Genomic DNA, 13,957 nt, shown 5'->3' with positions numbered 1-13,957 from the left:
GCTCCTCTATGATACCCAGAATCGCGCTGACCCCCGGAGAACCCGCCGGTATTGGCCCAGAGATATGTGTAAAATTGTCTCAGCATGGCAGCCCTGCACAACTGATTACCATTGCGGACCCAAGCCTGCTGGAGCGGGCTGCTAAAAAGCTAGAACTTCCCCTTCAGCTTATATCATTCTCTGAAGATACCCCGCTATCGGAAACAGCACCAGGTAGCCTCTATATTTTAGAAAGTCCTTTAAAGCAGCCATCCCTACCTGGAAAGCTTAACACCGCCAACGCCTTCTATGTATTGAGGACATTGGAGATAGCCGCAGATGGATGTCAAAATGGTCAATTTGATGCGCTAGTGACGGGCCCTGTACATAAGGGGGTAATCAATGAAGCTGGATTTCCCTTCAGTGGCCATACCGAGTTTTTTGCGGAGCGAGCAGGCGTAGCACAAGTAGTCATGATGCTGGCTGCGCAGGAGCTTCGAGTAGCCCTTGTCACTACACATCTTCCACTTAAAGATGTGAGCACAGCAATAACTGGCAAACGTCTGGAGCTCATCACCGAGATTCTACACGGCGGTCTGCGCGATCAGTTCCGTATCCATTCACCTCACATTGGGGTTTGTGGATTGAACCCTCATGCTGGAGAGGGGGGCCACTTGGGCCGGGAAGAAATCGAAGTGATTCAGCCAGCACTGGCAAGGCTGCGTCAACGTGGCCTTCATCTGACCGGGCCACTACCGGCAGACACACTGTTTACCCCACCCCAGTTAGAGCATTTCGATGCAGTACTTGCTATGTATCACGATCAGGGCCTGCCAGTGTTAAAATTTCATGGCTTCGGCAAGGCGGTTAATATCACCCTGGGTTTACCTTATATTCGCACCTCGGTCGATCATGGCACTGCCCTGGACTTGGCGGGCACTGGCAAAGCCAGTTGTGGCAGTCTCGAAGCTGCCCTCACTCAGGCAATAGAACTGGCACAACTTCGGAAACAGCAGGTGATATAACATCCTGTTTGCCTAATACCACTATTTGAATTGCAGATTAATTAATGGACAATTTTTTCCAACATAAGGCACGCAAGCGTTTTGGCCAGAACTTTTTGGTCGACGGGAATATCATCGAGCGTATAGTTCGTTCAATAGCCCCTAAAGAAACCGATAAATTGGTCGAGATAGGCCCTGGCCAAGGGGCTATTACCGAATTGCTAATACAACGTTGTCCCTCACTCACAGCCGTGGAACTGGACCGGGACCTGATTCCTCTGTTGGAATTTAAATTCAGGGACTACCCTGATTTCAAGATTATTGAGCGAGACGCATTGAAATTCGATTTTGGAGAATTTGCCGGTGAGAACCCTCTGCGTATTGTTGGCAATCTCCCCTACAATATTTCCACGCCTCTTTTATTTCATTTGCTCAGTTTCAAAAGCAAAGTGCAGGACATGCACTTTATGCTGCAAAAGGAGGTAGTCGATCGCCTCGGAGCCAGCCCTGGTACCAAGTCCTATGGCCGTCTCACAGTAATGGTACAGTATTACTGCCGTGTGCAAGGGCTATTTCCAGTACCACCCCAGTCCTTCAGGCCAGCCCCCAAAGTGGAATCTGCTATTGTCCGCCTAATACCCCATAGCAAAATTCCCTACATTGCCGAAGATGAAAAACTATTGGAAAGAATCGTCAATGTCGCTTTTCAGCAACGCCGTAAAACACTGCGCAATGCACTAAAGCCCCTTTTCCCAGACCTCGATCCAGATCAACTGCCAGTGGATGCCAGCCGTCGCCCAGAAACTCTGAGTGTGCAAGAGTTTGTACAGCTATCAAATTACTGCACAAAACTTGGACAACACTGAGCAAGCTAAGCCTCGGGAGATAAGAGTTTGGCTACCTATGCTATTGGCGACATCCAGGGTTGTTTCGAATCTTTAAAGCGCCTATTAAAGAAAATCCATTTTAGTTTTGACAGTGACAAACTATGGATCGCCGGAGATTTAGTACACCGTGGCGAAGACAGTCTGGGTACTTTACGCTTTCTTTATGAACACCGTTATCAAGTTACCGCTGTTCTCGGCAATCACGATCTGCATCTCTTGGCCTTGGCACATGGGGCCAAGCATCTTGCAGAGAAAGAGCAAGATCTCGCAAAGATTCTAAGGGCAAAAGATTCAGATCGTCTGTTAAGCTGGCTACAGACCCTTCCCTTAATGGTACATAAAAAGGGATACACTATGGTCCACGCCGGTATCCCCCCTATCTGGAGTATTACCAAAGCCCAAAAGCTATCTCGTGAGGTAGAGCATGCTCTCTCGAATGAAGCCATGGCAAAGGCCTTTTTTTACGGCATGTATGGTAATGAACCTCACTGCTGGGATGATCACCTAATCGGAATTGAGCGGCTTCGTTCAATTACCAATTATTTCACGCGCATGCGCCTCTGCAAGGAGGATGGCACCCTCGACCTTGTTACCAAGCGTGGGCCTCAGGCATCCCATGGTGATTACAAGCCCTGGTTTAGTTTTTCTAATAGAAAGACTAAAAATGACAAAATAATTTTTGGCCACTGGGCTGCCCTTGAAGGAAGAGCCGATACCGAAAATATCTATGCTTTGGATACCGGCTGTGTATGGGGGGGATATCTAACAGCTATGCGCCTGGGAGACGAAGAGTTTTTTTGTACGGACTGCAGCCTCTGAGCCTCCACAAAACTATAAAAAATCTCAGGGGTCAATGGAGGCTACTAGAAATTTAGTTTTGTCCTTAGCGCTGTATACCTGACTTGAGGGTTTATACGCTCAACAATATCACCCCGGAGACAGCTAATAAAGGAGCTAAAATAACTCGCCCCCACTTATAAAGTGAAAGTAAAGAGAACCCCGTTATAGCAAGCACATAAATCAAAAAATGGGCCGCTGACTCCAGCCTATTTATAAAGAGAACTACCATAATCCCAGGCATGGATATTAGGATACCTTTGAAGTACTCCTGAATAACAATTTCACCCTTTCCACAAGATTTCATCATCATCCAAAAATTGACTTCAGCCTCATCCTCCAAAATGGAATTTATTGCGTAGGTAAAAATTATTGAAGAGCCAAGTACCAATAAAATACGCAAGGCAATCAAAACCTCACTAGCCGCAAACACATAACAGCAAATAGTAATTGCAAACGCGATTAGTGATCTGATGACTATACGCGATTTTTTTAATAAAACTGTCCTTGATTGTGAAAACAGAATTTGTCTATATTTGAGCCCCGTTAAAGACAAAAAAGAAAGCAATTGGATGCTACAGAATAAGAAAAACCAAGTCAGGTACCCTAAGATACTAAACGGCTCTCCCAAGTACACCAACACTAAGAGCGGAAGCAACCATAACGCCCAAAAAAGTGGATTGTATTTAAGCTGAACTATACATAGAGATTTAATCAAGTCTAGAGGGTGGAAGCAGCTCAGATACCACTTTAACTCCGCAGGTTCAGGAGACAACAGAATTCCACAAATCGCAAAAGCAATATGCGCCACTAGAAGAATAGAGAGAGAAGCCCTTATATCTCCACCCTCTCCTGTCAAGAGCAAGCTTACAGGAAGATGAATCATCATCAATACAGGGGTTATTATTGAGGCCAGCCCAATTAAAATCCATTGATTTGCCTCAACCCAAATTCTCAGCCTAAAGGCAACCCCTGCAAACAACAAGTTATTCAAAGAAAGGCTCACAACATTACCTCCGTTTCTTTTTCTGAAAAAGAAACGGAATTATGACTCGCGTAAATAAGCATTCCAGAATAATCTGATAAATGCTCGATCAAAGCTCTGCTAGAGTTCTCATCCAAAGCATTGAAGGGCTCATCCAATAAAAGAACTCCATTTTCTTTAAATAAGGCACAAACTATAGCTACTTTTCTTCGCTGCCCTTCCGATAAGTCGGAAACTTTTGTACAAGAATGAATATCGCACAAAAACTCTTCTTTAAATTTTTTTAAACGGTCAGATTTTTGTATATGGCAAACAGATAGGACTTCCTCAACAGATAAATAACTTGGAAGGGTGATCGCATCAGAAAACACTCCACACCTTTCTCTTCGTATTGACCTTTTTATTTCCCCAAGTAAATTAATAGTACCTGAGGAGATAGAAATTAGACCTGATATCCCGAGTAAAAGACTTGTCTTTCCCGAGCCATTCTTTCCCAATATTTTTATTATTCTGGCAGAGGCAGAGAAGGACAGATTTTCAATAACACTGTTTATTCCTCTATGAACATATAGAGCATCAACAACCAATTGATTCAAAATTTCTTCACTCCATAAAGAATAAGCTATCCTAAATAACAAAGAGTAGTGACTCCTTGTGAAGTTAATAGTTCCAGAGTTCTTAGAGAGTTGGCAGTAAGTAGTGGAATCCCTCCCACTACACAGCATTACAATCAGAGAAGATAGTTACTTAAGCTTCGTAACCATTTGGGTTTTGAGACTGCCAACGCCAAGTATCCTCTACCATCCGTTCCAGGCCATGCTCAGCCTTCCAGCCAAGCTCACTCTCCGCCAGAGTTGGATCTGCATAACATTCAGCAATATCTCCCGCTCGACGGGGTACAATTTTATAGGGTATAGACTTGCCACTAGCCGCCTCAAAAGCCCTTACTACCTCTAATACTGAGTTTCCCTTGCCTGTACCAAGATTATGGGTATAGCAACCTACGGGGGTTGAGGGTTTACTCAACATATTTAAAGCTGCAAGATGACCTCGAGCCAAGTCCACCACGTGGATATAATCTCTGACACCAGTACCATCTACCGTAGCGTAGTCATCCCCAAAAACCTGTAGGAATGGGCGCCGACCAACAGCAACCTGAGCAACATAAGGCAATAAATTATTAGGTGTACCACGAGGATCCTCACCAATTAAGCCACTCTTATGAGCACCAATTGGATTAAAGTACCTTAAAAGACTTACCTTCCAACCGTTACCTGGTGCTGAGCAAATATCCCTCATTATATTCTCGACCATCAGCTTACTAGCACCATATGGGTTTGTAGCGCCAGTGGGAAAGCTTTCATGTATAGGTACCGTTTCTGGATCTCCATAGACCGTGGCTGAGGAACTGAAGATAATTTGTTTAGTGTCAAACTCCTCCATCACCTCCATAAGAGCCAAGGTACCTGCCACATTATTTTGGTAATAACGCAGAGGTTGAGCCACGGATTCACCCACTGCTTTAAGGCCTGCAAAATGAAGTACTGCCTCTATCTTGTGGTCAGTAAATACTTGGCGAAGCCTAGGCTTATCAGCAATATCCAGATCAAAAAAAGGTATACCCTCACCTGTACCTGTGATCAGATTTACCCTGTTTAAGGCCTCACGACTACTATTGGAGAGATTATCCACCACTACTGGCTGTAATCCAGCCAAAAGCATCTCAACACAGGTGTGACTACCAATATAACCGGCGCCGCCAGTCACTAAAATCGCCATTTCAGTTCCTTATTAACCCACTTACTTCTTCTGGGTCGTAAGTAAAGACCAAAACTGCCATTAAATTCAACCTCTCTGAATGACAATCCAGTGCCGTAGTGAACCAAAAAGCTATGCTGGAAAAGCCGGAACCGTTTCATCGAATCCGGGGAAGGACAAGGTTAGCAACGGCGATAATGAATAGCGCTTTATGCCGGGCAACACTCAAACAAGGTAATGACTGGATAACCGCCAATCAAACACTTTGCGGGAGCCACAGTAAATACAGTCTTCGAAACAACTAGTCAGTGCTCTGATTCAAAATGATAAGCAGGACGCTGGACTCTGCCCACCAGGCTACAGGGAGGTAAATTCCATGACAATTTTTAATCACTACCTGGAACGATACGAGTCAATCCAGGATGAAGAGCTCAGTATTCAAGAATACCTGGAACTCTGTAAGACAGACCGCAGTGCCTATGCGTCACCCGCGGAGAGAATGCTGATGGCCATTGGAGAGGCAGAGCTGATAGATACCTCTCGCGATCCTCGCTTATCACGTATTTTCTGTAATAAGGTTATCAAGCGCTATAAGGCTTTCGGCGAATTCTATGGTATGGAGGAGGCAATTGAGCAAATCGTCTCCTTCTTCCGACATGCCGCTCAAGGGCTGGAAGAGAAAAAACAAATACTCTATTTATTAGGGCCTGTAGGGGGCGGTAAATCCTCACTGGCAGAACGTCTTAAAGCACTTATGGAGCAAGTGCCCATTTACGCAATAAAAGGGTCTCCGGTTTTTGAATCCCCTTTGAGTTTGTTCTCTCCCAATGAAGATGGGCGTATCCTTGAAGAAGACTACGGTATTGCTAGACGCTATGTAAATACTATCATGTCCCCCTGGGCTGTTAAGCGCCTTCATGAATTCAAAGGTGATATCAGTAAGTTTCGGGTAGTTAAGATCCGCCCATCGATTCTTGATCAGGTTGCCATCTCCAAAACTGAACCCGGCGACGAAAACAATCAGGACATCTCCTCCCTGGTTGGCAAAATTGATATCAGAAAACTAGAGGATTTTCCTCAGAATGATCCAGATGCCTACAGCTTTTCAGGCAGTCTCTGTCGTGCCAACCAAGGGCTGATGGAATTTGTTGAGATGTTTAAGGCCCCGATCAAGGTACTTCACCCCCTACTTACCGCAACCCAAGAGGGCAACTACAATAGCACCGAAGGACTCGGGTCTATACCATTTAATGGGACCATTCTGGCACATTCTAATGAATCTGAATGGCAATCCTTCCGAAATAATCGTAACAACGAGGCCTTCCTTGACAGAATTTATATTGTCAAAGTCCCCTATTGTGTTCGGGTACAGGAAGAGATTCGAATCTATCAGAAGCTACTGGAAAATAGCTCCCTTTCAAAAGCTCCATGCGCACCTGACACCTTACGTATGCTGGCTCAATTTTCGGTGCTCTCACGCATTAAAAACCCGGAAAATTCAAGCCTCTACTCGAAAATGCGCATTTATGATGGAGAAAATCTGAAAGACACAGATCCCAAAGCCAAAACTATACAAGAGTATAGAGATAATGCCGGCGTCGATGAAGGAATGAATGGGCTGTCCACTCGCTTTGCCTTCAAAATACTCTCCAAAGTTTTTAATTTTGATGCTACAGAAGTAGCAGCCAATCCTGTGCATTTACTCTATGTCCTGGAACAACAAATAGAACAAGAACAATTCCCTCCAGAAATACAAGAAAACTATCTTGGATTCATCAAGGAATATCTCGCCCCAAGATATGTAGAATTTATTGGCAAGGAAATCCAAACCGCATATCTCGAGTCGTATGCCGAGTATGGACAAAATTTATTTGATAGATACGTCACTTATGCAGACTTCTGGATCCAGGATCAGGAATATCGAGATCCAGAGACTGGGGAAATCCTAGACCGTGGCGCACTAAATGAAGAATTAGAGAAAACAGAAAAACCTGCAGGTATCTCTAATCCAAAAGACTTTCGCAATGAAATTGTCAACTTTGTTTTACGTGCTCGCGCCAACAATCAGGGGAAAAATCCAGATTGGCGATCCTATGAGAAATTGCGCGCTGTTATTGAGAAAAAGATGTTCTCAAACACCGAGGATCTCCTGCCAGTTATTTCCTTTAATACCAAAGCTTCTGCGGATGACAAGCGCAAGCATGCAGACTTTGTTGCCCGCATGGTAGAACGCGGCTATACAGAAAAACAGGTTCGTCTGTTATCAGAATGGTATCTACGAGTACGTAAATCTCAGTAGCTGGATTAATTGCAATGACGGATAGAAACTTTCAAGTATCTATTCCTATTTTCCTAGATCTGAAAAATTTCGTCTATTTGGCCCCCTATAGGGGGCCAAATAGACGACAAAAGCATTTCTGAATAGATTGTATGGTGGCCTTGCCAGATGGTTTTATTCAGACTACAGGCAGAACTATGAGCTATATCATCGACCGCCGCCTAAATGGAAAAAAGAAAAGTACTGTAAATCGGCAACGCTTTTTAAGGCGCTATAAAGCCCATATAAAGAAAGCCGTGGGTGACGCTATGAACAGCCGATCCATAATGGATATGGACAAGGGCGAACGTATCAGCATTCCTACCCGAGATATCAGTGAACCCCTTTTTTCACATGGCTCAGGGGGTCATGTCGAGCGTGTTTTACCCGGCAACAAAGAATTTACCACAGGGGATCGTATTCCACGCCAGCAACCTAAAGGTGGTGATGGAAATGGCGGAGGAGCCAGTGATAGTGGCGAGGGAGTGGATGACTTTGTCTTTCAAATTTCACAGGAAGAATTTCTCGACTTTATGTTTGAAGGGCTACAGCTACCCAACATGGTTAAACAGCGGCTCGCTGGTAATGAGTCCTTTCAAGTTGTCCGCGCTGGAATAAGTAACGAAGGCACCCCTGGTCGGCTAAATGTCATTCGCTCCTTAAGAGCAGCTCACGCTCGTCGTATCGCACTCACTAGTAGTAAAAGGCGAAATATCCGTGAACTGGAGAAATCCCTAGAGTTAGAGGAACAAAAAGATACTGCTCTGCGCGATCAGCGCAAGATAGAGGCTCTGAAAGGTGAAATTGCTGAGTTGCGCCGCCGTGTTGGGCGGGTGCCATTTTTGGATGATTTTGATCTGAAATACAATCTATTAATCAAACAACCAAAACCTCGTTCGCGTGCGGTTATGTTCTGCCTTATGGACGTATCCGGCTCTATGAATCAAGCCACTAAAGACATGGCTAAGCGCTTTTTCCTCCTGCTTTATCTATTCCTGCAACGCAGTTATGAATACACAGAAGTCGTTTTTATCCGCCACCACACTAGCGCCAAGGAAGTGGATGAAGAGGAATTTTTCTACTCTCGTGAGACAGGGGGAACCATCGTATCCAGCGCTCTGAAGTTAATGAGACGGATTATGCGCGATCGATACCCGGAGAGTGAATGGAATATTTACGGCGCCCAAGCTTCAGATGGCGACAACTGGAATGATGACTCCAGCACCTGCCATCGTATCCTAATTGACGACATCATGCCCCATGTACAGTACTACTCCTACGTGGAAATAACTCCCAGAGACCACCAAGCCTTGTGGGAAGAATACGAAAGTGTGCGTACCCTATTCCCAAATCACTTCGCCATGGAGCAAATTGTGGATGTGCAGGATATTTACCCTGTGTTCCGTCAACTGTTCAGCCAGAAGGTGACCGCTCGATGCTAGATACATTTGCCAGCGGCAGCGATTCGCAAAAACCAGAATCAGCAAACCCTATCTCTACCACCTCAGAGTGGACATTTGAGCTGATCCAGGAATATGACCTCGCCATTGGCGCGTTGGCAGACGAATTTGGCCTGGATACCTACCCCAATCAAATTGAGGTTATCAGTTCAGAACAAATGATGGATGCCTACTCTTCGGTGGGTATGCCAGTGGGCTACAACCATTGGTCGTTTGGCAAGCAATTTATCAGCGTGGAAAATAATTACCAGCGCGGTTTAATGGGGCTCGCCTACGAAATTGTTATCAACTCCAACCCCTGCATCGCTTACCTCATGGAAGAAAACACCATGACAATGCAGGCCTTGGTGATCGCTCATGCCTCCTACGGGCACAATTCTTTTTTCAAGGGCAATTACCTTTTCCGCTCCTGGACGGATGCCAGTAGTATTATCGACTACCTAATCTTTGCCAAAAATTATATTTCCCGCTGTGAAGAACGCCACGGGCTTGATGAAGTCGAGGCCATTCTCGACTCCTGCCATGCCTTAATGAACTACGGCGTGGATCGCTATAAACGCCCTTACCCCATCTCCGCTATTGAAGAAGAGCGCCAGCAACAGGAGCGTGAAGAATATCGGCAACGTCAACTCAACGATCTATGGCGAACGATCCCAAAACTTGGAGAAGGCACCGAGGAAACCAATGAAAAACGTTTTCCGGAGGAACCCCAGGAGAACCTCCTTTACTTTATCGAAAAAAATGCCCCCTTACTTGAAGGTTGGCAAAGAGAATTAGTACGTATCGTACGCAAGCTCGCACAGTATTTTTATCCACAGCGCCAAACTCAAGTCATGAACGAGGGCTGGGCCACTTTTTGGCACTACACACTGCTAACAGAACTCTACCGGCGAGGACGAGTGACTGAAGGCTTTATGATGGAGTTCTTGCAAAGTCATACGAACGTGATCTATCAGCCCAGTTTTGACAGTCCTTATTACAATGGCATCAATCCATACACCTTGGGCTTCAGTATATTCAGTGATCTCAGGCGTATCTGTGAAGAACCGACTGATGAAGATCGCCGCTGGTTCCCAGATATCGCTGGGAGCAATTGGCGAGAAACACTCCAGTTTGCCATGCGCGACTTCAAGGATGAGAGTTTTATCCTACAGTTTCTCTCACCAAAAGTGATGCGCGATATGAAACTCTTTTGTGTCAGCGACAACGATCAGGAAAATGAAATTGTTGTCAGTGCAATCCATGACGAAAGTGGTTATCGACAACTTCGGGAGAATCTCGCCGGCCAGTACAACTTGGGTAATCGAGAACCCAATATACAGGTTTACTCTGTAGATACACGAGGAGATCGTTCACTTACCTTAAATCACACCCAGCATCGCCGCCGTCCACTTGGCAAAGATACTCCGGAAGTTTTAAGGCATCTACACAGACTCTGGGGTTTTGATATACATCTAAACAGCCTCAACGGCGATGAAATTACGGCTAGCTTCCACTGCCCTGAACAGGGCCGTGATCGGCAGGAAGGAGAAGAGGAGTCAATGCTGATTCCGAAACCAATCTGAATCTTTACACGGGAGCTTTTTGTTAAACTCCCGTGCAAACGGGGCGAATGACCAGGAATAAATCCAGGCAGAAAACTTGGCTTAGTGATCAGCCTCTAGCAGCAACCTGGCTTTAGCAGCCAGTTCACCGCGTTCTTCACGATGTGCCAGAAGGGCATCGGCCCCCGCATCCAGCCAGCGGGCTTTATCCAGATCTTCCTCAGCAGCCACAACCAGGATACGTAGGCTGCTATACTCGCTGCGCGACCTCAAGTAATCCAGCACCTGAAAGCCCCCGTCACCAACCAATGCGGCATCAACAACCAACAACGCCGGCTTGGCATTAGCTAATAAAACACCCGCAGAGAAACTGTCACCAGCCACTTCAATTTCACAGCCGATATTTTTCAAGGCCTGGAGGCCTGAAGAAGTCAGTTCCGGATCTGTTGTCAGCAACAGAACTTTGCGACTGGGTACCGCCAGGTCATTCGGCACTGGCATAGAGTTATCCCGCAGGAAACCCACGAAGTCCTCTACACAAATCCGATGGTCGCCACGCCCAGGAAGCTTGTAAGCCTTGAGCTGCCCCCGCTCAATCCAGCGAATCACCGTTCGGAAGTTGACCCCACAATACCGAGCCGCTTCCCCGGTGGTTAGCACATGTAGTTCGCTCATATTTATTCTCCCCAACAACTGCAATCCTTGACGAACAAGTCAATTTCAAAAGCCCCAACTCCATCCCCCGAAGCCAGGCGCGAAATTATCCTGCCCAACAGGATCGCCCCTATAAATTATGCTGTTCAATGCTGCAAAACCAGCCCGAAATTCGGTCCATGTATTTAGTTAACGAACAGAGATACAACCCCCTCAAAAAATACTAAAAGATATAGTTGACAGGTATGACAGGTCACATAGAATGACTTCAGATTTAGCGGTACCAGTGTGTCGCCAGATCCTCTCCAGCGGGCATGGCCGGTAAGTCAGCGATCCCGCTATTGGCAATTAGATGTTTGCTAAGCGAATACCCTAAGACCCTGGGCCCCCTTGTTTTTTCGGGGCCTTTTTTTTATCTTGCCAAAACCTCTGACTCTCCTTCCCTGCATTCTTATCCAGCAGCACCCCTGCGGACATTGCCGGAATAAATGGACTTATGGCAGTACAATCACCTACCGAATTAATGATATCTCCAGCTCTGGAGAACAATTTTTGAAGATCTACCTTGTTGGCGGCGCAGTGCGCGACAGACTTTTGAATCGTCCAGTCACCGAGCGTGACTGGGTAGTGGTTGGGGCAGGTGTAGATAGAATGCAGGACCTCGGATACAGCCCAGTCGGCAAAGATTTTCCAGTATTCCTACACCCTGAGACAGGTGAAGAATACGCGCTCGCTCGCACCGAAAGAAAGAGCGGACACGGCTATGGCGGTTTTACCGTTAACGCCGATGCCAATATCACCCTGGAAGAGGATCTCCTGCGGCGAGATCTCACTATTAATGCCATTGCAGAAGACACCGACGGCAAGCTAATTGACCCCTACGGCGGGCAGAAAGATCTGGAGGCACGGCTTTTGCGCCATGTTTCCCCTGCTTTTGCCGAAGACCCGCTAAGAGTTCTGCGAGTGGCCCGCTTTGCCGCCCGCTACCATCACCTTGGCTTTAGCGTTGCCCCTGAGACCATGATACTCATGCGCCAGATGGTAGAAGCAGGTGAAGTGGAATATCTGGTGGCCGAGAGGGTCTGGAAAGAGGTAAGCCGGGCACTTACCGAGCCAGACCCCGATATTTTTATTCGGGTACTGCGAGACTGCGGCGCCCTCTCGGTACTGTTACCAGAGTTAGAGAATTTGTTTGGTGTTCCCCAGCCGCCCAAACACCACCCCGAAGTGGACACTGGAGAACACGTACTACTAGCCCTGCGCGCCGCACCGGCAGAGCTCCCCTTGCGTTTTGCAGTACTGCTACACGACCTGGGCAAAGGACTGACTCCCGAGGAAATTCTTCCCAGCCACCACGGCCACGAGGCCGCCGGCGTGCCCCTGGTAAAAGCCGTCTGTGAGCGCTGGCGTACCCCAAAGGACCTGACTGCATTAGCTGTCGGGGTCTGCGAATATCATCTGCATTGCCACAGAGCCTTCGAATTGCGCCCACAGACCATTATGAAGATGATCCGCAGTCTGGATGCCTTGCGACGTCCCGAGCGATTTGAAAACTTTCTTCGCGCCTGTGAGGCTGATGCCCGAGGTCGTGAGGGACTGGAGAATCGAGATTATCCACAGGTGGACTTTTTGCGCGCCGCTCGAGATGGGGCAGCGGCAGTAACTGCTGAGGAGTTGATTAAACAGGGCTACCAGGGTGCGAAACTCGGGCAAGCACTGGACCGGGAGCGCATCAAGGCAATCGCCAGAGTAAAGGATAACTACATTGCGTAATGTGTTGATTACCGGTGCCGCCGCACGCCTGGGCCGCGCTATTGCTGAAGAGCTGCATAGAGATCACAGAGTTGTTATTCACTATCGCAACTCGGCTGATGCTGCCAAGGCCCTGGCAAACGAGCTGAACCAACGTCGCCCCAACTCTGCCATAGCGTTGCACAGTGAGTTGAATAGCGCCGAAGCCTGTTCCAATCTGGCCCAACGTGCACAAGAGGCCTGGGGCGGTATTGATGTTCTGGTCAACAATGCCTCAGCATTTCACCCCACACCTGTGGGAAGTGCAACCGAGGAGGACTGGGATCGGCTGGTAGGCAGCAACCTCAAAGCCCCTTTCTTTCTCACTCAGGCCCTGAAAGAAACACTCAGCCAACAACAGGGTTGCGTTGTTAATATGGCGGATATTCACGCCGAGCGCCCGATGCCCGAGCACACTATTTACTGCGCCGCCAAGGCTGGGCTGGTAATGCTGACAAAAAGCCTCGCTCTGGAGCTATCGCCCCAGGTGCGGGTCAATGCAGTCGCCCCCGGTGCCATTCTTTGGCCAGAACAAGAGGCAACTAACGAAGCCAAGAAAGCAAAAATCACCCAGTGCATTCCTTTGGCTCGAACCGGTGACCCCAGCGATATCGCCAAGACCGTGCGCTTCCTTGCCTGTGATGCCCCCTATATCAACGGTCAGGTTATTGCCGTTGACGGCGGCCGCAACCTCAATATCTAGAGCGGTCCAACCAATATCTAAAACAGTCCAACAACGGG

Annotated in this window: 12 protein-coding genes; 8 read left to right on the top strand and 4 right to left on the bottom strand. The window is 47.2% G+C overall.

Annotation, left to right across the window (positions count from 1 at the left end; all coding sequences use genetic code 11):
* The first annotated feature begins 8 nt into the window (after positions 1 to 8).
* From pdxA to ACJJI0_RS17765, 3 genes are read left to right on the top strand one after another with little or no spacing between them, the layout of a single operon-like run.
* Entirely contained in the window at positions 9 to 1,004 is a 996-nt protein-coding gene (gene pdxA, locus ACJJI0_RS17775) for a 4-hydroxythreonine-4-phosphate dehydrogenase PdxA (protein ID WP_444883640.1), read from the top strand.
* A 44-nt stretch (positions 1,005 to 1,048) separates the two neighbouring features.
* Positions 1,049 to 1,849, top strand: coding sequence for a 16S rRNA (adenine(1518)-N(6)/adenine(1519)-N(6))-dimethyltransferase RsmA (rsmA, locus tag ACJJI0_RS17770; protein ID WP_444883639.1), 801 nt, complete (start codon positions 1,049 to 1,051; stop codon positions 1,847 to 1,849).
* Positions 1,850 to 1,876: 27 nt separating this feature from the next.
* Complete coding sequence (locus tag ACJJI0_RS17765) at positions 1,877 to 2,689, top strand: symmetrical bis(5'-nucleosyl)-tetraphosphatase (protein WP_444883638.1); 813 nt, start codon at positions 1,877 to 1,879, stop codon at positions 2,687 to 2,689.
* A 91-nt stretch (positions 2,690 to 2,780) separates the two neighbouring features.
* On the opposite strand, the gene ACJJI0_RS17760 is transcribed toward ACJJI0_RS17765, so the two are convergent.
* The 3 genes from ACJJI0_RS17760 to galE form a co-directional block, all read right to left on the bottom strand.
* Positions 2,781 to 3,713 (bottom strand): hypothetical protein, encoded by a 933-nt coding sequence (locus ACJJI0_RS17760; protein ID WP_444883637.1) that lies wholly within the window; start codon positions 3,711 to 3,713, stop codon positions 2,781 to 2,783.
* Entirely contained in the window at positions 3,710 to 4,330 is a 621-nt protein-coding gene (locus tag ACJJI0_RS17755; protein ID WP_444883636.1) for an ABC transporter ATP-binding protein, read from the bottom strand. Before ACJJI0_RS17755 ends, ACJJI0_RS17760 begins: the two co-directional genes overlap by 4 nt.
* A gap of 109 nt (positions 4,331 to 4,439) precedes the next feature.
* Entirely contained in the window at positions 4,440 to 5,471 is a 1,032-nt protein-coding gene (gene galE, locus ACJJI0_RS17750; protein ID WP_444883635.1) for a UDP-glucose 4-epimerase GalE, read from the bottom strand.
* 355 nt (positions 5,472 to 5,826) lie between these two features.
* Between galE and ACJJI0_RS17745 the strand changes: the two genes are divergently transcribed.
* The 3 genes from ACJJI0_RS17745 (at position 5,827) to ACJJI0_RS17735 (ending at position 10,792) form a co-directional block, all read left to right on the top strand.
* Positions 5,827 to 7,749, top strand: coding sequence for a PrkA family serine protein kinase (locus ACJJI0_RS17745; protein ID WP_252084352.1), 1,923 nt, complete (start codon positions 5,827 to 5,829; stop codon positions 7,747 to 7,749).
* A gap of 176 nt (positions 7,750 to 7,925) precedes the next feature.
* Entirely contained in the window at positions 7,926 to 9,209 is a 1,284-nt protein-coding gene (locus ACJJI0_RS17740) for a YeaH/YhbH family protein (RefSeq protein ID WP_444883634.1), read from the top strand.
* Positions 9,203 to 10,792 (top strand): SpoVR family protein, encoded by a 1,590-nt coding sequence (locus ACJJI0_RS17735; protein ID WP_252084350.1) that lies wholly within the window; start codon positions 9,203 to 9,205, stop codon positions 10,790 to 10,792. Before ACJJI0_RS17740 ends, ACJJI0_RS17735 begins: the two co-directional genes overlap by 7 nt.
* 81 nt (positions 10,793 to 10,873) lie before the next feature.
* Here the strand turns inward: ACJJI0_RS17735 and ACJJI0_RS17730 are convergent, their stop codons facing one another.
* Positions 10,874 to 11,446, bottom strand: coding sequence for a helix-turn-helix domain-containing protein (locus ACJJI0_RS17730; RefSeq protein WP_444883633.1), 573 nt, complete (start codon positions 11,444 to 11,446; stop codon positions 10,874 to 10,876).
* A 531-nt stretch (positions 11,447 to 11,977) separates the two neighbouring features.
* Between ACJJI0_RS17730 and ACJJI0_RS17725 the strand changes: the two genes are divergently transcribed.
* Positions 11,978 to 13,198 (top strand): multifunctional CCA addition/repair protein, encoded by a 1,221-nt coding sequence (locus tag ACJJI0_RS17725; protein WP_444883632.1) that lies wholly within the window; start codon positions 11,978 to 11,980, stop codon positions 13,196 to 13,198.
* 1 nt (position 13,199) lies between these two features.
* On the top strand, positions 13,200 to 13,919 hold the full coding sequence (locus ACJJI0_RS17720; protein ID WP_444885949.1) for a pteridine reductase: 720 nt from the start codon (positions 13,200 to 13,202) through the stop codon (positions 13,917 to 13,919).
* Positions 13,920 to 13,957: the final 38 nt, after the last annotated feature.

It is taken from the genome of Microbulbifer mixtoriginis (SeqCode) (genome assembly GCF_052466695.1).
This window is presented reverse-complemented; position numbering and strand designations above follow the sequence as displayed.

What these genes read in the sequence shown, in the direction of transcription:
- pdxA (WP_444883640.1), top strand. Translation starts at nt 9, where the DNA reads ATGATACCCAGAATCGCGCTGACCCCCGGAGAACCCGCCGGTATTGGC.
- rsmA (WP_444883639.1), top strand. Translation starts at nt 1,049, where the DNA reads ATGGACAATTTTTTCCAACATAAGGCACGCAAGCGTTTTGGCCAGAAC.
- galE (WP_444883635.1), bottom strand. Translation starts at nt 5,471, where the DNA reads ATGGCGATTTTAGTGACTGGCGGCGCCGGTTATATTGGTAGTCACACC.
- ACJJI0_RS17745 (WP_252084352.1), top strand. Translation starts at nt 5,827, where the DNA reads ATGACAATTTTTAATCACTACCTGGAACGATACGAGTCAATCCAGGAT.
- ACJJI0_RS17740 (WP_444883634.1), top strand. Translation starts at nt 7,926, where the DNA reads ATGAGCTATATCATCGACCGCCGCCTAAATGGAAAAAAGAAAAGTACT.
- ACJJI0_RS17735 (WP_252084350.1), top strand. Translation starts at nt 9,203, where the DNA reads ATGCTAGATACATTTGCCAGCGGCAGCGATTCGCAAAAACCAGAATCA.
- ACJJI0_RS17730 (WP_444883633.1), bottom strand. Translation starts at nt 11,446, where the DNA reads ATGAGCGAACTACATGTGCTAACCACCGGGGAAGCGGCTCGGTATTGT.